Below are 20,341 nucleotides of genomic sequence, written 5' to 3'. Positions count from 1 at the left end.
GTATTTTATCCTAGATGTAATGAAAAGTTATTTTAACATGGTACTTTCACTATAATTTTCTCCTCAACAAAAAACAAGCCTCTTTCAAAGAGACTTGCTAAGATTCCTGTAAACCTATTAGCGCTTTTAACTGCATTGCTCTTTTAGCATTCAGCTGGATTTCTCCACTCCCTACCTTTTGAAGATAAAGAGATCCACCATAGCCCTTCCACATTTCGATACGCACGCCATCAACCTGAAAAGAATACTCGGGAGGTCTTGCTATCTTATTGGCTGGCTGCCATGGGACATCCTGCAAAAACTGAGCGACTTCTTGTTCATTTTCCAGCTCAAGCACCTTTGTAATGGTTGGCTCTAGTTTTTCCAATTTAGTTAATAAACCATATTTTCTTATGACTCCGTTTTCCTCAATGCTCCCTGTTCCCATTGAAGTGAAAGTAATATAATCCCCCTGCTCGACAGGAAATTCATCCAGCACAGGATACCAATCGGCTTGTTCATATTTTTCAGCAAGCTGTCCCTCCGTCATATGATTAAGATCCTCAGGAATCACTCCTTCTATAAATAAGAAAACATTCGATTCGACCTTCGCAACTGTGCCGACCATTGAAGAGCCATGTGCACTGGTACGTATTTCGATGTTATGCTCCTTTTGAAAGGTTCTTGCCTGCTCAGCAAAATGCGCTTGGAAATACCGTTTGGCATCAATATTGGCTACCTCTTGATAAGCATAAAAGGTTGGATATTTTTCTTGATATATCGCATACAGCTTCGTCCTAGCGGTATACATTGGTAGAAGGGGTTCAAGGTATGTTTTCACATATTGTTTCGGCTCTAGTCCGAGAAAAAAAGCTTTAGATTCAGGCGATTGCTGTAGCATTTCCAATTGCTCAACCTGTTTCTTTCTTTCTGCCTCTAACTCTTTCTTAGAATAGGTAACCCCTAATGATTTCGCAAAATAGTAGGAGGCAACAAGTTTTTCATATGAAAAATACGCCTCCTCTTTATAATATGCCTGCTCTTGCCCTGACCGTATCATATGGCTAATACGCTCAAAGTGCTCCAGTTGCCTTTCATGGAATAGGGCGGTCGTCTGCTTTGTTTCATTCGTTAAAAGCTGCATCATTATAAAACCCACAACACAAAGAGTGAGCACAACCGTTAATAGCGTGAATCGTACAGATTTTTTTCTGTTAGTCGGCTGTTGTAACACATGTTTTTTGACTCTTTCTTTGCTCACTGTCACATCCCCTGCTACATTGACTAATTCCTTCTGTATATCATTCATGCCCTAGCACCTCCCATTCCTCCTGCTTTAGATGGGGCTTTAATGCTTCTCTTGCCCGTTTCAGCCTTGTTTTCACCGTATTTTCTGCAATTCCTAGTAGCTGAGCAATATCACGAATCCTCATTTCTTCAAAATAATAAAGAATGACGGGCTCACGATAGGCTAAGGACAATTTTAAAATGGCTGCCCCAATCTGAGATCGTTCCTCTGCTGCAACGAGCTCATCCCGCTGTTTATGCCCCTGTAGCGGAAATAGTTTTTCTTGGAATAGTAATTTTCTATAATGCCAGCTTTTTAAATAATCTTTGCTTTGATTAATCGTTAACGTGGATAAGTATGCACGTAGCTGCCCTCGCTCCTCATAGCCACGCTGAGAAAATTTAATAAAGACCTCTTGCACAATATCCTCGGCTGTTTGCCGGTTTTTCACGTAAAAATAGGCGAGACGTAATAAATGTTCTGCATGTTCATCGATTATTTCTTCAAGTATGCCGTCCACCTCCCCTTCTTACACTATAAACGACTGCCACTAAATAACCGTTTCATTTTTTTTACTATTATTCAAAAAGAACCTTGACCTTGGAGCATACTCCAATGTTAGGATTAATTTAGGAGGTGCTCGTATGAAAATTAAACAATTCGCCGAAAAATTTCACTTCACAACTGATACAGTCCGTTACTACGAAAAAGAGGGTCTTTTACATCCCCGAAAACAGGACAATGGCTATCGTGTGTATGATCCCGCATGTGAGCAGACAATGAAATTCATCATCGTCTTACGTCAACTCGGCTTTACCTTACAAGAAATTAAACATTTACTGACATTGGAACAAAAGCCTATCTCCACAGCTTGTAATGAAGAAACCGTACAGCTATTTTCAGTCAAAATAGCACAAATCGAGCAACAACTACGTTTTTATCAGCACGCACTGCAATCATTACAATTGACTAAAACATTAATGGCTGACGGACAATATGAAAAAAATCAAGAAAAAATTGCCTCTCTCATTGAGGGGATGTATCAAAATTTATTGGAAGGTCGTGGCTTATGATGAAATTACGTAAAATCATCTCTTTAGAATATGTGATTGCCTTGATTATCACCGTCTTTTTCTATGGGCACTTGGATTTTTCATGGCTGTATTTTATGGTGTTTTTATTACTCCCTGACATCACTATGATCGGCTATCTCCTCAATCCGAAAATAGGCGCTGTTTTCTATAATATTGGGCATAGCTTTGTATTGCCTGCCCTCCTTCTAGTAATAGACTTTATGATGTCTAGCTCTATATCTCTGATGGTTGCTTTAATTTGGCTCGCACATATTTTCTTAGATCGCGCACTTGGCTACGGTTTAAAATATGAGGAAGCCTTTCAGAAAACACATTTACAGCAAATTACGTAAGTATTACAAAAAAACAACCACTCTACATGGTTCGGTGACCGTATAGAGTGGTTGTTTTTAAACTAATAGATCATCTATTTATAAATCATAAACCTGCTACATTTACTATGTACGGATCACTTTATCCCCTCATGATGAAGATAAGAAAGTTGTAAATAAACGGTAATATCAAAGCAAGCGCTAAGCACAGCACCGCTGCCCATTTTGTGTTCTTGATGCCCCTATCATCACCTATCTTTAGATGATGAAAATAAGTTAATGTAAAATAAAAGCATACAACCATCAACAGGGGTGAGGTCAATTGTTGGAGTACGCCAACTATAAATGTAGACATCGTCAAAAACCTCCTTTTTTTAAATTAAACCATAAAAAGGCAGGATCATCCATCTGTGATCCTACCACTGTTCTATTTAGATGAAACGTTTTAAGATGGATTCATAAAGCCCTACCATAAATAGGCCAATCACGATGGGAATCAGGGATGTAAAACTAAAATAAAAACCTGCATCATCATACTGACCTAAAAAGTGAAATTGTAGCCAAGATACTCCATAGGTTTCCCCTACTCCATATAAGAAAATAGTGGTAAATAAAAACAATGCAAGACATTTCAGCCCTTCTGCTCTTTTCATAGCATCACCTCATTGAACAAATGTCATTTGTTGCACATAGCTTAAAAGATCCTCAAGCGTTAACGCTGGATTTTCCCCAACGATATTGTATTGATAGCCATTTTCCTGCCAAGAAATGGAACGGAAATTTTCATCATCCATAACAGTTCCTTTTTGCCCTCGAATAACCATCTCTTTTTCATTTAATATTGGCTCAATTTCTGCCAAACTCGGATCTGCCTTGAAAATAGTAACAAAAAATGCTGGCTGCCCATCTAATCCATAGTCAAACGAATATTCAGGTCGATCTTCTAATCCTTTAGCCATGGAAATCTTGTCTAGCGTTAGATCATTTTCTTGTGGGACTACTAAAAAAGCTCCTAGTTTTTCTTTGGCACTTTCTAACGAAACAGATTCTGAAGTATCCTCTCCACTAATTTCTTCAATCGTTACATCCTTTGGTAGATCTAGTGTAAATTGTTGGTCATCTATTTTTTTACCCTCCTCCAACTTTGTAAATTCCGTGATCATTTGATTTCCTGCATTATCTGTCTTCGTTTTTAATGTCAGCCATGTTTTCTTGTCAATCCATACTTCGATATCCCCAAATAACGATTCGCTTTTTTTCGTTTTGGCTACAATTTTATACGTGTCTCTACCAGCTACCTTTTCCTCACCTGCGATCTTAATCTCATGTGTATCCTTGATTAACTTAAAAATAAGCTGTACTTGATCTCTAGGTGATTGAAGTCCATCTAGTCCACCTTGTGGAAAGGCCATTTTATAGGCTGTATTTTCAGCAACATCATAGCTTATCACTTGTGAATCAGTCATGACTGAGATGACGTGTTCATCATTGTCACCTGTCATCTCCATACGTCTATTGCCATCCTTGACCCACTCTTTCACTTGGGCTTTGCCACCAAGCTCTCCCATATCTAACGTGTATTCGCCATAATAAGTTAGTGGTTCTTTGGATTCTTGTAGTGCTTGCTCAATAATTTCCTGTGGTGAATACGATGCCTCCGTATTACAGCCCACTAAGCTAAATGTCATCACAGCGATTAAGCCCGCTGCTCGGCATGTTTTTTTCCATTTCATTTTTGATTTGCTCCTTTAAATGGTGGTAGCCAGCATACTACAGCTGTTCCGATATTCTCCTGCGAAAACAGCTCTACTGTACCACCATGTTTTTCGATAATTTGTTTTGTAATATTTAAACCTAGACCTGTCCCTCGTTCTCCAGCCTTCGTTCTTGCACGATCTGCTTGATACATGGGCTCGAATAATTTTGTGATGTCCTCCTGCAAAATGCCTTGACCACTATTTTGTACAATGATATATACACCTTCTTGCTTGTTCAAGGTTGACTTCAGGAAATCAAAACTCCATACTGGATAACTCCCAGCATTGACGGCCGCTAAGCCAATAGATGTACCGATTTCACCATAGCGCCAAGCATTGCTCATTAAATTATCAATCACACGCTGTAATTGTTTCGGGTGAACCGCATATAGCCCATCTACATCGCAGAAAACGTTTAAAGTAAATCCTTGTTCCTCACATAATGGTTCATAGTCAGACAATGCCATCTCAAAAAATTCTGCAGCATCAACAGCAACCAGCTCTAATTCATAATTCGTTGATTGGAGCAATGTATACATGAGTAAATCCTCTAGCATATGCTTCATCCGATCAGCCTTCGTTACGATGACCTGCTGATATTCCTCTTGTTGCTGTTCTGTAAGCCCCCTACTTTGTAAAGATTCTGCATAGGCTTGAATGGCAGTCAGGGGCGTTTTTAAATCATGAGAAATACTTGCAATCATCAACTCTTTTTGTAGCTGCTCCTCTTTTAAGGAAGCTCTTGTCTTCTCAATTTCATTCTGCATGGCCACAAATGATTGAGCTAATTCTCCAATTTCATCTTTCCTTGCGCTAAGATTTGTTTCCACATGACCACCTTTTGCAAAAATGCGCATTTGCTGCATCAGCTCTTTTAATGGTCGATTTAGTCTACGATTAAGCACGAACAGGACAGCTAAATAGATGGCAAGGAATAGTAGAATGGAACCTGTTATAACAAGCCATGAACGATTTTCAACACCCTTTACCCAATCTACCCTAACTAATTGAATTTCATAGACACCTAATAAATCGCCCTGTTGATAGACAGGCTCCTTATAGGTAAAGGCGTTGTATGTTTGTTGTAAATCAAATAATCCTTTAAACATGCGCTCTTTTCCAACATAGCCTGATAACAAAGGATTGGAGGAATATAAAATAAAGCCAGATTTTGTATAAAGGGTAATTCCTAGCTGCTCATTTGTCAGCTCTTCTAACTCTTGTAAATCCGCGTTTTTTTGATAGAGCGCTGGATTGTCAATGGTTGCTTTTATTTGATTCAGCTCAGTCCACTTATCAAAGTATTCCGCAACATTTTTATCTTGATAATAAGCATTTATCCATACATAAAGGCTGTATGCCCCTGCAATCGGTAACACCATGACAAGAAAAAAAGTAAGGAGTAACCATGTTTTAATTTTCATAATGGTTCACCTATAAAACGGTATCCCTTGCCCCATACAGTTTGAATAAAATGAGGGCTTTTCACAGAATCATTGAGCTTTTCACGCAATGCCTTGATATGTACTGTGACCGTATGTGTGTCCTCTATACTCGCCTGCTGCCAAATATGCTGATACAGTTCCTCCTTTGTGAAGGTTTGATTCGGATTTTTAGCAAGTAGCCTGAAAAGAGCAAATTCTTTTTGGGTTAACGCTAGCTCTTGCTGATTAACACTCACTATCGCTCGTTGCCAATCAATCATTAATCCAAAGGCATAGGAAGTCCGATCTTCTACTTCCTCTAGCCTGTTATAACGTTTCCAGCGCCTAAGATGGGAAGCCACACGTGCCTTCAACTCCTCTAAACTAAACGGCTTTGCAATATAATCATCTGCCCCCTGCAAGCCCTCCACCTTATCCGCCTCTTCCTTACGAGCACTCATCATGATGATCGGCACATCACTTTCCCAGCGTATATTCTGACAAACCGCAAGCCCATCCATCTCTGGCAGCATCCAATCCACCAACACTAAATCGAAGGAATCCGCCTGAAAATCTGCTAACCCTTCAAGGCCCGTAGTCGCCCACGCCACACCGTACCCCTCCTGCTCTAGCGTCTCTTTGACAATCCGACCAATAGCGACATCATCCTCAATCAGTAGTAACTTTTCCTTCATTCGTTCTCCTCCTGTTTCCACCTTACTATGGAAAAAGTGATTTTCTCCGAAGTTTATACTTTCTTTATAATTAACCTTAGAGGGAATCCGCTCCTCGCACAAGTAGGAATGTTCCCAGCATTCTACTAGGTGTAACCTTTACTTTGCGCGTTGTATCCACCGCTATGTTCAGGCTATCCTCTACTTTGAGCGTTCTATCCACCACTTTGCTCTTCCTATCCACTTCCTCTCCTTTATCCTGCTTTCTTCTCTCGCTATCCTTCACTTTGAGCGTTCTATCCTCCACTTTGTTCTTCCTATCCACTTCCTCTCCTTTATCCTGCTTTCTTCTCTCGCTATCCTCCACTTTAAGCGTTGTATCCACCGCTTTTCTCGTTCTATCCTCCACTTTGCTCTTCCTATCCACTTCCTCTTCTCTATCCTGCTTTCTTCTCTCACTATCCTCCACTTTAAGCGTTGTATCCACCGCTTTTCTCGTTCTATCCACCACTTTAAGCGTTCTATCCTCCACTTTGCTCTTCCTATCCACCTCCTCTTCTCTATCCTGCTTTCTTCTCTCGCTATCCCCCACTTTAAACGTTGTATCCACCGCTTTTCTCGTTCTATCCTCCACTTTGCTCTTCCTATCCTCTTCCTCTCCTTTATCCTGTTTCTTGCTCTCGCTATCCTTCACTTATCTACGCAAATAAAAAAAGAATGCACAATTGCTGTGCATTCCTCTTATCGTACTAGAAAAATAAACTTAAAAAATAGTAAATCAAGGCTGCCATAACGGCTGAGATTGGCATTGTGATGACCCAAGTTGTGACGATTTTGCGTGCCATGCCCCATTTAACGCCTTTGACGCGGTGCGCTGTTCCTACACCCATGATGGATGAAGAAATAACATGTGTTGTAGATACTGGTAAGTGGATCAACGTCGCACCAAAGATGATAGAAGCAGAAGCTAAATCTGCCGCTACTCCATTTACTGGGCGGATTTTCATAATCTTACCACCAACTGTTTTGATGATTTTATAGCCACCTACCGATGTACCAAGACCCATCGCTGTTGCTGCTGCAAAACGTACCCAGAATGGGATATCGTCCCCATGGTGTAGGCCGCCCGCGATTAGAGCTAGTGTAATAATCCCCATCGCTTTTTGAGCATCATTTGTTCCGTGTGTAAAAGACTGTAAGGCAGCTGTCCCAATTTGCATGGTACGGAAGCCTTTATTTGTGCGATATAAATTCATATCTTTGAAGATAATCTTCAATATTGTCATCATTAGGAAACCAGCTGCGAATGCTAGCAATGGTGAAAAAATAAGTGCTTGAAGAATTTTAATAAACCCAGCATAGTTCAAAATATCAAATCCTGCAGCGGCAATGGCTGCGCCTGCAACAGAACCAATTAATGTATGAGAAGAACTGGATGGAATCCCAAAGTACCATGTTAACAAGTTCCATGTGATGGCAGATAATAAAGCTGCTAAAATCACTACAGAACCTGTAATATCGCCGTCATAGGCATTTAAAGTAAACGGGTCCACAATATCCTTTGTTAATGCTTTCGCTACCCCAACGAAGGTAATGGCTCCGACGAAGTTCATTACCGCTGCCATGTAAACCGCAGTACGTGGCTTTAAGGCACGGGTTGATACAGAAGTGGCAATGGCATTTGCTGTATCATGGAAGCCGTTAATAAAATCGAACACAAGTGCGAAAATAACGACTAGTATGGTGATTAATAATATCGTATCCATTTCGTACACTCCATCTTACGCATTACGCATAATTATTGTTTCAATTGTATTAGCTACTGTTTGACAGCTATCGGCAATATCTTCAAATTGCTCATAAATATCCTTGAAAACAATCAGACGCATTGGATCTTTTTCTTGGATAAATAACTGTTTCATGGAAGAACGGAAAATTTCATCACATTCACGTTCATTATCTTTAATTTGAATAGCATGTTTACGCATTTCTACAAGCTTTTTACTATTTAACAGTTCCATGGCTTGTACCATTTCATCTGTGCTTTTTGCAATATATGTGAGGAATTGGCACATTGGCTCAGTCACTTCCGTTAAGTTGTACATATTGAAGTGAGCAATACAGCCCTCCATTCCGTCAATCACATCATCTAGCTTATTCGCTAATGCTAAAATATCCTCACGCTCGATAGGCGTCATAAAAGATTTATTTAGCATCACAATAAGTTCATGAATTAGTTTATCGCCACTTGTTTCATATTGCTTCATTGTATCGGCAATTTCTTTTAACGCATCTATATCTTGAATGCGGGCATTATGTGCATAATAAATACCTTCATTCACGTTTTTTGCGATTTTTAATAATGACTGAAAAAATGGATCTTGCTTATTTGAGTTGAACATCCTGTTCCTCCTGTGAAATAAATATTGTCGATTTCTGAATCATCATAACAAAACATTTACACAATTCAACAAAATTTTAAACATGCAGATGTTGATTTTACAAAAATGTAATATAAATTTTGCCACATTTATTTTTAAGCTGTTTTTCAAGTTGCAAACGTTGGAAATCAAATATTAAAAATCACCGTTTTTTCTTTAAATATAACCGTTTTTTCTGTTATTTTTATAAAAATACTTGAAATAAACTTTTTTTCGCTTATTTGTTTATGATGTGAAATGTTAAGGAATTGTAAACGAAATTTACATGAAAATGCTGGAATTTCATTGTTATTTTTTGTATTTTATCGTACGCGCAAACGTATTCCTTCTTGTTATGCTCGTCCTTAGAGTTGCTTATACAATAAATGCATGAAAACATGTGGGCCTTCTGTTTTCAGTCAATTGACAAAAAATATTAGCGTGCTATAATACTTTTGGGCTTCACCGCATTGAAGCGCAGAAGTATTTATTCGTATTAGGAGGATTCACATGTTTCGAATAGAAGCAAAGAGTAACCCTCGATTTATAGAGGCATTCTTTATTATACTGTTAATTATTATCACAATGGCTTATAGTATTGGCTATTTAAAAGCAGCACCCCACATCCCGATTTTTTTAGTGATTGCCATTTTGCTGGCTTATGGGTTATGGAAGAAAGTATCTTTTCGTGACCTGGAAGGCGGTATGATTGCTGGTGCTAGTGCTGGACTTGGTGCCGTTTTTATTTTCTTCTTCATTGGTATTTTAATTTCGAGCTGGATTATGGGTGGAACGATCCCAACGCTCATCTACTATGGTTTTTTAACCGTTTCACCGAACTTTTTCTTTGCGATTGTTTTCCTTATATGTAGCGTCGTCGGCATCTCTGTTGGGAGCTCGTTAACAACGGTGGCAACAGTTGGTGTGGCATTTATGGGCATTGCTGGTGCGATGGACATTTCATTAACGATCACGGCTGGAGCGATTGTTTCTGGTGCCTTCTTTGGTGATAAAATGTCTCCTTTATCGGATACAACCAATCTTGCTTCAGGTACGGTTGGGGTAGATCTTTTTGAGCATATTAAAAATATGGGCTGGACCACTATTCCTGCTTTCATCATTTCCTTTGTGCTGTACGCTATTTTATCGCCATCTGGTGCTTCAACATCGTTTGAGACCGTGGAGCTATTTAAAGAAGGACTACTGTCGACAGGATTGATTCATTGGTATACATTATTGCCAATTGTTGTCCTTGTAATCATGACCTTTTATAAAGCACCTGCTGTCATTACTTTGGCAGTCGTATCCATTATCGGTGTAGGTCTTTCCTATATGCTTGACCCGTTACCAGCTGCAGATGTTTTCAAAATTCTCTTTGATGGCTATGTCTCTCAAACTGGTAATGAGGAAGTAGATGCCTTGCTAACGCGTGGTGGCATGAATAGTATGCTCTTTACAATCGCGCTTGTCTTACTTGCTTTAACAATGGGTGGATTATTATTTACACTCGGCATTATTCAAAGTATTTTAGGGAAAGTTGAAAGCTTATTTAAAAGTGCTGGCTCCGTTATAACAGGTGCTGCGATTACGGGCATTGGTGTCAATACATTAATCGGTGAGCAGTATTTATCCATTCTGTTAACTGGTGAAGCCTTTAAAGCGCAATTTGCCAAGGTAGGTCTTGCGCCGAAAAACCTTTCTCGTGTCATGGAGGATGCTGGTACGGTCGTCAATCCGCTAGTCCCTTGGAGTGTTTGTGGTATTTTCATCACAAGTGTCCTCGGTATCTCCACACTGGATTATCTACCCTTCACCTTCTTCTGCTTACTAGGTCCCATTCTAACGATTATTTTTGGTTGGAGCGGCAAAACGTTAACAAAGCTTGATCAATAACAAAAGGTAGCTGATCAACACATCAGCTACCTTTTTTAACTTATCTAGCATTACTTGAAATGTTGGGCTTGTGGAATCTGTACATGGGGACATCGCTTTGTTAGCTCACTAAGAAATGCCCATTTATCCTGTGGCAACATCTTTACACTCCCTTGAGCTGGCGTTTGATAGAAAAGTTCTAATCCCTTATCAGCTGTAGAAATCTGATAACCCGTAAATTCGGCAGTTGTAGGAGCAATCTTTGTGATGCCTTGGTATGGGATTTTACTTTTAAATGGACCACTTTTCACTAATAGATATTCTTCATCAAAAACAAACTGAATAGATGTGGCGTACCACCAGACGACGCTTGCTGAAAGAATAAAACACACAGACATAATCATGACCATTAAAGATGTTGCGAAGAGCCACAGTGCCATAGCCGCCATGAGCCAGACCATTAAGAAGCTCAATATAACCGGAACCTTGTTTACTTTTGCAGGATATACCATAACCATTCATCTCCCTTTCACTCAACCATCTTATTAGTAATTACCATGAAGAGACTAATCGGTATATTGCCAGCATCTGCATACGCAAAGATGATGACGTGATATGGTGAAAAACTAAATTTCGTTGCCAAATTGGGTATATGTTTAATCGAAAATCTAGCTCTGCAAAAATCGAGTATATTTAACATGTCACTTTGGCACAGACGATTTACCTTATTGTTTCCAAGCAAAAACACTCGGCTATGTTCTCTTTATCCTTATAATCCCCAATATGTAATCGTGTCTATCATGCCGACTAATAGTAATAATAAACCAGCAATCATTTGCATACTTCTCCCCATCTTCATGCTTGTCCGTACAATAAGACGTTTGGCATTAAAAACATATAGCAAGGGGAGCATGATTATAAGCGGTACAGCCGTTGCCACGCCAAAAATACTTGGTAGGATGAAGCCATAGGGAGTGCTTGCTACAATGGGCATGAGCCACACAAAGAACAAGACAAACATGGTCGGACAAAAGGCAATCGAAAAACTAGCCCCCATCAAAAAAGCACCCAAATTCCCTTCTTTTACTATAGGTGGTAATTTCGATGACAAGCGTTGCAGAAAGGTGAATTTCACTAAACCGATTAGCACGAATCCTGTTAATAGCAGCATTGGTCCGATCGCCTGACGAAAGATTGGAAAATATAGCGTCATCTTCGTTTCAAACGATTGACCCAACAGCCAAGCTAGCAGTCCAAGCCCATTAAAAACAACCACTTTGCCCATCATAAAAAACATAATCTCCTGCCAAATGCTGCTCCTATGAAGCGTTCGACTGCCATAAAACGTAATGGCACTCATATTCCCTGTTATTTGACATGGAGCAAGTGCACCTATCAAGCCAAGCAGAACGGCCATCATCCATGCAGAATGCTCATAGCCATGTAATAATTGCGTAATTGGCTCACTAATAAACTGACTAATGGTGGACATCACACTATACATTTAATCACCCTCTATCTTTCATCATTAGGAAGACCTACATTCATTTAGTATAAAGGCTAAATATGAATAATCGGTGCAGAAACCATTACTTACCTTAGTATTCTTACAAAAACAACACGCATTTAAAAATTTCATTTTCCAACTAGTATAGCGAAAAATTTGCCAGTCTTGAAACCTTTTTTCAACACGAGCGTATGTATAGCTAACCATGTCAGTAGGAGGAATGAAAGATGTCTTTTTTTCATAAAGCATTAGCAAGTTTTGGAATAGGTGCAGCAACAGTGGATACAAGATTGGCAAAGGATACTTATCGCGCTGGAGAGGTTATGCAGGGGGAAATCATCGTGCGTGGCGGTCAAATTGACCAACAAGTTGATGCTATTTATCTGTCAGTTAATACGACCTATATTCGCGAGTCCAATGATCATAAACATACAGAGGTTGCTGCTCTACAAAAAGTCAAAGTAACAGAGCCTTTCACACTGGCGGCTGGTGAAGAAAAGGCCTTTCCTATTTCGATAACACTGCCATTTGAAACACCGATTAGTGCTGGTAAAACACAGGTTTGGATTCAAACGGGCCTTGATATTAAAAATGCTGTCGATCCAAGTGATAAGGATTATATTCGTGTGGAGCCAACAACGCTTGCAAGCCATATACTGGATACAATTCAAGGCCTAGGTTTCCGTTTACGGGAAGCTGAATGCGAGCAAGCCCCTTCCCGCTTCCGTGGCTACTATCCATTTGTACAGGAATTTGAATTTGTACCAACTGGACAATATAGAGGGCATTTAGATGAGCTGGAAATCGTTTTCCTCTCCCAGTCTAATCATTCAGCGGAAATTTTAATGCAAATTGATCGCAAGGTAAGAGGCATTGGTAGCTTTTTTGCAGAGGCATTAGATATGGATGAACGCTATGTCAGAACAACGATTACGATGCATGACCTACCGACACTGCAAGCTAAGCTTCAGCAAATCATTTCAAAACATGCATAATTCACTAAAAAAGTAGTTGAAGCTTATCTTCAGCTACTTTTTATTTAAATTCTATTTAGAATAGAACTATTGTGAAAGGTAAAAAACTACTTATTTTATTGATGTTATGTCTAATCCTTTCTCGATTATTTTGGTAGCATGGTTGATTAGAGTGCAATATAACTTCTACGTGCTCACTGGAAAGGACCCTGGTGGAACGGAAATCGACCCCTAGCCTTGCTATAATGTTTTTTAATGTTATTTTTTAACAACATAAACCCATCTACCATAATTGTGTATAGGTAGATGGGTTTTGGTCTATCTTATTTCACAGCCTGCTTTACTTTTTCCAGCACTTCCTCGGCTGTTGCTAATTGGAGGGCTTGTGCTGCTAAAGCTTGCATTTCTGTGGCAGATAATTGCTTCAGCAAGGAGCGTGTTTTTAAAATAGATGCAGCACTCATGGAGAATTCATCTAAGCCTAATCCTAGCAATAGTGGAACAGCAAACTCATCGCCTGCCATTTCACCGCACATCCCTACCCATTTTTGTTCTTTATGGGCAGCTTCGATAACCATTTGAATTAAGCGTAAAATGGCTGGGTTATACGGTTGATATAAATAAGAAACCTTTTCATTCATACGATCCGCAGCCATTGTATATTGAATTAAATCATTGGTACCAATGGAGAAGAAATCCACTTCTTTCGCAAAGATGTCTGCCATTACTGCTGTGGCTGGAATTTCAACCATCATTCCGATTTCCATGTCTGAGCTTACAGCAATACATGCCGCTACAAGCTTTTCTTTTTCTTCCAGCAAAATGGCTTTTGCTTCCCGAAATTCTTGGATGGTCGCAATCATTGGGAACATAATTTTTAAGTTACCATATACAGAAGCCCGTAATAAAGCGCGTAATTGTGTACGGAATAGCTCTTGTTGCTCTAAGCATAGACGAATAGCACGATGACCAAGAAATGGGTTCATTTCTTCTTGCAATGGCAAATATGGTAAGTGTTTGTCACCACCGATATCCAGTGTTCGAATAACTACTGGCTTACCCTTCATTCCTTCAATGACTGTTTTGTATGCGGTGAATTGTTCGTCCTCTGATGGCAAGTTTTCTCGACCCATATATAAAAACTCTGTACGATACAGGCCAATTCCTTCAGCACCATGACGCAGCACACCGTCCAAATCACTTGGTGATCCAATATTCGCAGCTAGTTCAACATGTACGCCATCCTTGGACACAGTTTGTTCGTTTACTAATGTAGACCACTCCGCCTGCTGTGTACGATAATGTTGTGCCTTTTCTTGATAATTAGCAATGACATCTGCTGTTGGATTTACAAGCACTTGACCAGATAAACCATCGACGATTAACCAATCGCCATCTTGAATCGTTGTCGTTGCCATCCCTGCCCCTACGACTGCTGGAATTTCTAACGAGCGTGCCATGATGGCTGAATGGGATGTACGACCACCGATATCCGTAATAAAACCAAGGACATAATTACGGTCTAATTGGGCTGTCTCTGAAGGGGTCAAATCATTCGCAACAATAATCACCTGTTCGTTAATACTGCTTGGATTCGGAATATGTACATCGAGCAAATGTGCTAATATGCGGTTTGTCACATCTTTAATATCGGATGCACGCTCACTCATGTATTCGTTGTCCATACCTTCAAATAATGCCACAAACATAGACGATACTTCATGTAAGGCATACTCTGCGTTAACCGCCTCATCTGCAATTTTTTGATTGATCGGCCCAATTAATTCTGGATCATTCACCACTAATAAATGCGCCTCAAAAATCGCAGCCTCTTCAGCACTAAATTTTTTCAATGTTTGCTGTTGAATGACCACCAGCTCTTGCTCTGCTTTGGCAAGAGCGGCTGCTAAACGTTGTTGCTCAGCCTCGATATCTTGAACCGTTGTTTTCGTGAATGTTAAATCTGGTTGGACAAAACGATATGCTTTGGCAATGGCAATGCCGTCTGAAGCGGCAATACCAGTGAGTTGTGTCATTGTGCAAGCCCCATTTCTGTTATGAGTGTCGTTAAAGCTGTTAATGCTTGCTCTTCATCTTCCCCATCTACAACAAGTGTAAATTGTGAGCCTTGCTTCAAGGCTAATCCCATCACACCTAAAATGGATTTTAAATTAGCTGCTTTTTCTTCTGTACGCACTTCAATTGATGAAGTAAATGGTGTTGCCTTTGCCACAAGTTGGCTTGCTGGACGTGCATGAATTCCTAAAGGATCGACTACTGTAAATTGTTGTGTTTTCATTATATATTCTCCTCTTCTTGTAAGTCTGTCAAAATGATAACGTTTGGGTGTTTGGACAACACACTTGCTGGAACATCTTCTGTATAATCAGATGCCAGCATGCGCTCTAAAACCTCACGCTTAGTTTCTCCCACTGCGATTAACAAAATGCACTTTGCACGCATAATTGATTGAATCCCCATCGTGTATGCCTGTGTCGGCACCTCATCAATGGATGAAAAGAAACGAGCATTGGCTTGACGAGTAGATTCTTCCAATGTGACAAGATGCGTCAAGGAAGCAAATGACGTGCCTGGTTCATTAAAGCCGATATGACCATTTTGACCAATCCCAAGCAATTGGAAGTCTAAGGGATACTGTTGCAGTAAGGCTTCATAGCGAGCTACCTCCACTAAAGGATCTGCTGCTAGACCATTTGGCAAATAGGATGCTCGAAATGGTTTTTGCTGAAATAAATGTTTGTTCATATAATAGGCATAGCTTTGCTCGTGAGTTGCCTCAAGCCCCACATATTCATCTAAATTAAAGCTAATGCAATGTGAAAAATCGAGATCTGTTTTGCAGATTTTAGCATATAACGGTTCCATTGTTCCACCAGTAGCCAATCCAAAAGTTGTCGCCCCATTATTTTTAGCTTCAACGATTGTTGTCACGGCTTGTGCATATAAATCATCAATTGAGGAAAATCTTTTTAATCTCACCGTTCATCCTCCTTCATTCGTGCCTTAAAAATGAATACGCTGACCATATTGATCAATGAGCGCATCGTTATTATTTTTACCTAGATTATTGCTACCAAACACTGGTATATTTGCACCCTGTTCATGCATTAGCTCAATAATTTGTGCGAATAAAGCATTTAATAATGTCGCACCTAAGACGGTGGACACAGGTGCATATTGCAACTTATTAACAGTTAACACACCATCCCCTAATGGAACATGCGTATTCAATACTTCATCGACCACATGCTCTAAACGCTTGCCTGATGGATGTCGTGATGGCTGTTGCTGATACTCCAGTGATTGCAGGGATATGGTTAAAGCACCCGCTTCCTTAGCGTAGATAGCCATATCAATTGGTGCTGGATTATTGGCAGATGTCGAAATGATGATACAAACATCGTGGTCATCAAACTGTAGCTGATCCTTATATGAGGCTAAAAATGCCTGTTTTTTTTCATTTTGCGAGGATTGCCGTGCACCCTGATGCAGCATTAACGATTCAATGTGTATCGGTTTAACAGGCACTAAGCCACCCGCTCTGTAATAACATTCCTGTGCTAATAACATGGAATGACCAGAGCCGAACAGCTGGATAATGCCTCCCTTTGTGAGACGTTCAACACTTTGCTGGGCAACATGTCTAATTTGTTCACTTTCCTGCTGTGCCACCATTGTTAAATATCGATTGACTTGTTGAAAATAGGTATTCATGTTCTATCACCTTTTCATTTCGATCGTTCCATGCTAGATGTTTGCATGCCTTCTGACGTTAACGGTCATCGCCTATTGCATGGCATCATATAAGACCTTGCCTGCCTTAATTGTTTGATAAAGCTTTAAATGTTCATCCATAATCACAGCATCTGCATCATAGCCTTGCACAAGCTGCCCTTTATTGGTTAATTTCAATTGCTGAGCAGCATTGAAGCTTGACATTTTCACAAGCTCCTCCATTGTACATTTCGTAATATGACGCATATTTCGTATAGCTTGATCCATTTTTAAAATACTACCCGCTAAAGCACCGTTTGATAAATGAGCGCCCGCTTCAGTCACATGAACCATTTGGCCGCCTAAATCATACGCTCCATATGGCATACCCTTTGCGCGCATCGCATCAGTAATTAATATAAGACCGTCTGCTCCCTTTAACCGATAGGCCATTTCCACTGCCCCTTCATGCATATGAATAAAATCAACAATGAGCTCAGCCTTGATGGCATCTAGCAACAAGACGCCACCAACGACACCTGGGTCACGATGATGGAATGGACGCATTTGATTGTATAAATGTGTCCCCTGTGAAGCACCTAATTGAACCGCTTCTTGCATTTGCTCAAATGTTGCATCTGAATGACCAATCGATACGATGACACCGCTTGCAGAAATGCTTTGCACTGCTGCCATGCCATTCATTTCCTCTGGTGCTAGCGTAATTTGCTTAATTTTATGGCCACTTAATTCCTGCCATTTTGTCCATATAGCCATATCAAGCGGGACAATATAGTCAAGAGGTTGTGCTCCCGCCCGCTCTTTTGAAACAAATGGTCCTTCAATATGAAGCCCCAATATTTCCGCCTCATCTGACTGTGGCTGGAACTGTGCCACATTGGCAATGGCCCGCTCAATTTTGTCATAGCTTTGTGTCATAGTTGTTGCTAAAAAGCTTGTCGTACCTTCTTTGAGTAACGATTGTGCCATTATATGAAGTCCCTCATCTGAGGCATCCATTGTATCCATTTGAGCGGACCCATGAATATGCATATCAATAAATCCAGGCAATAAAAATTTCCCTGAACCATCTAGCTGTTCCACATGATTGACATTGAGCTGTGTAGCAATTTGTGCAATTTTGCCATCCTTCATCCACACATCCACTTGCTCATCTCGACCATTTGCGTTGACCACTGTGATGTTCCGAATTATTAAACTCAAGAAAAACATCTCCTCTTCTTGAACAAGGGCTGTTGAAAAGGTGTCCATTTGCCATTTCCTATTGCCTATGTGTAGCTTTTGCAAACAGCCCTATTTGTTGTTACTTTTTCATTGCAATAATATTGGTAGAGCCCGCTCGTTGATAGCCAGATTTTCCGAGTGTAATCTCTTGACCCATTAAACTTGTGAAAACAACTGGTGTGATCACAGAAGGTACTTGGTCTTTAATCTGATTGATATCAGCCTTTAAAAGCATATCTCCACGCTGAATTTTTTGACCATCCGTGACGAACAGGTCAAAGCCTTTACCATCAAGTTTGACTGTATCTAAACCAACATGAATTAATACTTCCAGACCTGCATCTGATTTCAAGCCAATCGCATGCTTCGTTGGGAAAATCATCACCACTTCCCCATCAAACGGTGCATAAACTGTGCCATCCATTGGACGAATACCAAACCCAGGACCCATCAACCCTGCCGAAAATGCCTCATCTGGCACTTCTGATAATGGCAATAAATCACCTGTCATGGGCATTTCAAAATCATGGAAGTTCGTTGTTTCATTTTTGACTGCTTCTTGCACTACAGGCTGTGCTGTTGGCACTTGTGTATTTGTAGGTGCTGGATTGCCTTTTTTCAAACGATCTTTGATAGCCTCTGCTAAAAACTCAACAGATGTACCAATAATCACTTGAACATTCGTTTTACTAATGCGCATTACCCCTCGTGCACCTGTTTGCTTCAATGTTTTTTCATCTACAACATTGGCATCCTGTACAGACAGTCGTAAGCGAGTTGTACAGTAATCCACTTGCTGAATATTTTCTTTTCCACCTAATGCTTCAATTGTATAGTAGGCACGTAAATCAACATCGTCAGAAATGGCAGCATTTGCTTCTCCATCCTCTTCCTCGTCGTCTTCACGTCCAGGTGTTTTTAAGTCTAATTTTTTGATTAAGAAATAGAATACAACAAAGTAAATCGCACCAAAGCCTAAGCCTAAAGGCAGTAAGAGCAATGGTTTATCTGCTAGACCTAAGTTTAACAAATAGTCAATTAAACCTGCCGAGAATCCAAAACCATCACGGAATCCAACGATATAGGCCACAGCGAGTGCTATACCTGTTAGTACAGCATGAATACCATATAGAACTGGTGATAAGAACATAAATGAAAACTCAATCGGTTCTGTAACACCTGTTAAAAAAGCTGTCAAAGCGATGGAAAAGAACATCCCACCAACGACAGGACGTTTTTCTTTTTTCGCTGCAAAGTACATCGCCAAACATGCTGCTGGTAAACCAAACATCATGATTGGGAAGAAACCAGCTTGGAAATGTCCAGCTGATGGGTCTCCCGCTAAGAAACGGTGGATGTCCCCTTTCACCACTTCGCCCGCAGCATTCGTAAATTCACCAAAATCAAACCAAATGACCGTGTTAATGACATGGTGTAAACCAACTGGAATTAATAGACGGTTGAAGAAACCATACATTCCAACACCAAGTGATCCTGCGCCAATCATCCAATTGCCGACAGAATCAATACCACCTTGAATTGGTCCCCACACAATCGCTAAAATACTAGCTAAAATCGCCATGGTAATGGACGTAATAATCGGTACAAAGCGCCGTCCGCCAAAGAATGATAACCATTCTGGAAATTTCACATTATAATATTTGTTATATAATAAGCCTGCCGTAATACCGGCAATAATACCACCAAACACACCCATATTTAATTCTTCATTAACAGTTCCTAAAACGGCCACTAATACAAGATGAGCAATTGCACCTGCAAGTGCTGCGCCCCCACTGCTATCATGTGCAAATCCCATCGCAATCCCAATCGCAAAAATGATTGGTAAATTGCCAAGTATAGCATTGCCCGAAGCGGCCATAATACTAGCAATGTACTGGATTGCTTCATTCGGTACGGCTCCAAGCATATCCCCTGAACCTAAACGCAATAGTAATGCTGCTGCTGGTAATGTAGCGATTGGAAACATGAGAGACTTACCGATTTTTTGTAAGAAAGCAAACATTATTTATCCCCCTTTGGTATAGTTGTCTAGACCAC

Annotated in this window: 21 protein-coding genes; 4 read left to right on the top strand and 17 right to left on the bottom strand. The window is 40.2% G+C overall.

Annotated features, from left to right (window positions below):
• Nucleotides 1-97 precede the first annotated feature (97 nt).
• Nucleotides 98-1,288, bottom strand: coding sequence for a hypothetical protein (locus MHI04_RS09015; RefSeq protein ID WP_342535552.1), 1,191 nt, complete (start codon nt 1,286-1,288; stop codon nt 98-100).
• Nucleotides 1,281-1,787, bottom strand: a complete 507-nt coding sequence (locus MHI04_RS09010) for a sigma-70 family RNA polymerase sigma factor (RefSeq protein WP_342535551.1) — start codon at nt 1,785-1,787, stop codon at nt 1,281-1,283. The genes MHI04_RS09015 and MHI04_RS09010 overlap by 8 nt, the downstream gene beginning before the upstream one ends.
• Nucleotides 1,788-1,911: 124 nt before the next feature.
• On the opposite strand from MHI04_RS09010, the gene MHI04_RS09005 reads away from it, so the two are divergent.
• A complete protein-coding gene (locus tag MHI04_RS09005) occupies nt 1,912-2,340 on the top strand; it encodes a MerR family transcriptional regulator (RefSeq protein ID WP_340810912.1) in 429 nt (142 codons plus the stop codon).
• The gene (locus MHI04_RS09000) at nt 2,337-2,693 is read left to right on the top strand and encodes a DUF4260 domain-containing protein (protein WP_342503911.1); all 357 of its coding nucleotides are present in this window, start codon (nt 2,337-2,339) and stop codon (nt 2,691-2,693) included. The genes MHI04_RS09005 and MHI04_RS09000 overlap by 4 nt, the downstream gene beginning before the upstream one ends.
• Before the next feature lie 410 nt (nt 2,694-3,103).
• On the opposite strand, the gene MHI04_RS08995 is transcribed toward MHI04_RS09000, so the two are convergent.
• The 7 genes from MHI04_RS08995 to MHI04_RS08965 form a co-directional block, all read right to left on the bottom strand.
• Nucleotides 3,104-3,325 (bottom strand): hypothetical protein, encoded by a 222-nt coding sequence (locus tag MHI04_RS08995; protein WP_036117260.1) that lies wholly within the window; start codon nt 3,323-3,325, stop codon nt 3,104-3,106.
• A 9-nt stretch (nt 3,326-3,334) separates the two neighbouring features.
• Entirely contained in the window at nt 3,335-4,405 is a 1,071-nt protein-coding gene (locus tag MHI04_RS08990) for an outer membrane lipoprotein-sorting protein (RefSeq protein WP_342535550.1), read from the bottom strand.
• Nucleotides 4,402-5,853: a HAMP domain-containing sensor histidine kinase gene (locus tag MHI04_RS08985; RefSeq protein WP_249645800.1), complete on the bottom strand. Its 1,452-nt coding sequence runs from the start codon at nt 5,851-5,853 to the stop codon at nt 4,402-4,404. Before MHI04_RS08985 ends, MHI04_RS08990 begins: the two co-directional genes overlap by 4 nt.
• Nucleotides 5,850-6,548: a response regulator transcription factor gene (locus MHI04_RS08980; protein ID WP_342535549.1), complete on the bottom strand. Its 699-nt coding sequence runs from the start codon at nt 6,546-6,548 to the stop codon at nt 5,850-5,852. Before MHI04_RS08980 ends, MHI04_RS08985 begins: the two co-directional genes overlap by 4 nt.
• Nucleotides 6,549-6,624: 76 nt before the next feature.
• On the bottom strand, nt 6,625-7,161 hold the full coding sequence (locus MHI04_RS08975; protein WP_342535548.1) for a hypothetical protein: 537 nt from the start codon (nt 7,159-7,161) through the stop codon (nt 6,625-6,627).
• 115 nt (nt 7,162-7,276) lie between these two features.
• A complete protein-coding gene (locus MHI04_RS08970; RefSeq protein ID WP_058843727.1) occupies nt 7,277-8,293 on the bottom strand; it encodes an inorganic phosphate transporter in 1,017 nt (338 codons plus the stop codon).
• Nucleotides 8,294-8,308: 15 nt separating this feature from the next.
• Nucleotides 8,309-8,929: a DUF47 family protein gene (locus MHI04_RS08965; protein ID WP_342535547.1), complete on the bottom strand. Its 621-nt coding sequence runs from the start codon at nt 8,927-8,929 to the stop codon at nt 8,309-8,311.
• Nucleotides 8,930-9,457: 528 nt separating this feature from the next.
• On the opposite strand from MHI04_RS08965, the gene nhaC reads away from it, so the two are divergent.
• Complete coding sequence (gene nhaC / locus MHI04_RS08960; RefSeq protein WP_058843728.1) at nt 9,458-10,840, top strand: Na+/H+ antiporter NhaC; 1,383 nt, start codon at nt 9,458-9,460, stop codon at nt 10,838-10,840.
• A gap of 50 nt (nt 10,841-10,890) precedes the next feature.
• Here the strand turns inward: nhaC and MHI04_RS08955 are convergent, their stop codons facing one another.
• On the bottom strand, nt 10,891-11,331 hold the full coding sequence (locus MHI04_RS08955) for a PH domain-containing protein (protein WP_089932432.1): 441 nt from the start codon (nt 11,329-11,331) through the stop codon (nt 10,891-10,893).
• 257 nt (nt 11,332-11,588) lie between these two features.
• The gene (locus tag MHI04_RS08950) at nt 11,589-12,323 is read right to left on the bottom strand and encodes a sulfite exporter TauE/SafE family protein (protein WP_342535546.1); all 735 of its coding nucleotides are present in this window, start codon (nt 12,321-12,323) and stop codon (nt 11,589-11,591) included.
• 230 nt (nt 12,324-12,553) lie between these two features.
• Here MHI04_RS08950 and MHI04_RS08945 point away from each other — a divergent pair, with 230 nt between their 5' ends.
• Nucleotides 12,554-13,321, top strand: a complete 768-nt coding sequence (locus tag MHI04_RS08945; protein WP_271913031.1) for a sporulation protein — start codon at nt 12,554-12,556, stop codon at nt 13,319-13,321.
• 302 nt (nt 13,322-13,623) lie between these two features.
• On the opposite strand, the gene ptsP is transcribed toward MHI04_RS08945, so the two are convergent.
• The 6 genes from ptsP to nagE form a co-directional block, all read right to left on the bottom strand.
• Nucleotides 13,624-15,336, bottom strand: a complete 1,713-nt coding sequence (gene ptsP, locus MHI04_RS08940; RefSeq protein WP_342535545.1) for a phosphoenolpyruvate--protein phosphotransferase — start codon at nt 15,334-15,336, stop codon at nt 13,624-13,626.
• Nucleotides 15,333-15,599, bottom strand: coding sequence for an HPr family phosphocarrier protein (locus tag MHI04_RS08935; protein ID WP_036117208.1), 267 nt, complete (start codon nt 15,597-15,599; stop codon nt 15,333-15,335). Before MHI04_RS08935 ends, ptsP begins: the two co-directional genes overlap by 4 nt.
• Nucleotides 15,599-16,300, bottom strand: a complete 702-nt coding sequence (locus MHI04_RS08930; RefSeq protein ID WP_342503918.1) for a glucosamine-6-phosphate deaminase — start codon at nt 16,298-16,300, stop codon at nt 15,599-15,601. Before MHI04_RS08930 ends, MHI04_RS08935 begins: the two co-directional genes overlap by 1 nt.
• A gap of 24 nt (nt 16,301-16,324) precedes the next feature.
• Nucleotides 16,325-17,035, bottom strand: a complete 711-nt coding sequence (locus MHI04_RS08925) for an SIS domain-containing protein (RefSeq protein WP_342535544.1) — start codon at nt 17,033-17,035, stop codon at nt 16,325-16,327.
• A 72-nt stretch (nt 17,036-17,107) separates the two neighbouring features.
• The gene (nagA, locus tag MHI04_RS08920; protein WP_058843746.1) at nt 17,108-18,259 is read right to left on the bottom strand and encodes an N-acetylglucosamine-6-phosphate deacetylase; all 1,152 of its coding nucleotides are present in this window, start codon (nt 18,257-18,259) and stop codon (nt 17,108-17,110) included.
• A gap of 100 nt (nt 18,260-18,359) precedes the next feature.
• On the bottom strand, nt 18,360-20,306 hold the full coding sequence (nagE, locus tag MHI04_RS08915; protein WP_058843734.1) for an N-acetylglucosamine-specific PTS transporter subunit IIBC: 1,947 nt from the start codon (nt 20,304-20,306) through the stop codon (nt 18,360-18,362).
• Nucleotides 20,307-20,341 lie beyond the last annotated feature (35 nt).

Source organism: Lysinibacillus sp. FSL K6-1151 (assembly GCF_038630755.1).
Lineage (GTDB): Bacteria > Bacillota > Bacilli > Bacillales_A > Planococcaceae > Lysinibacillus > Lysinibacillus fusiformis_D.
Note: the sequence above shows the minus strand (reverse complement) of the source record. Positions and strands in the feature narration are given on the sequence as shown.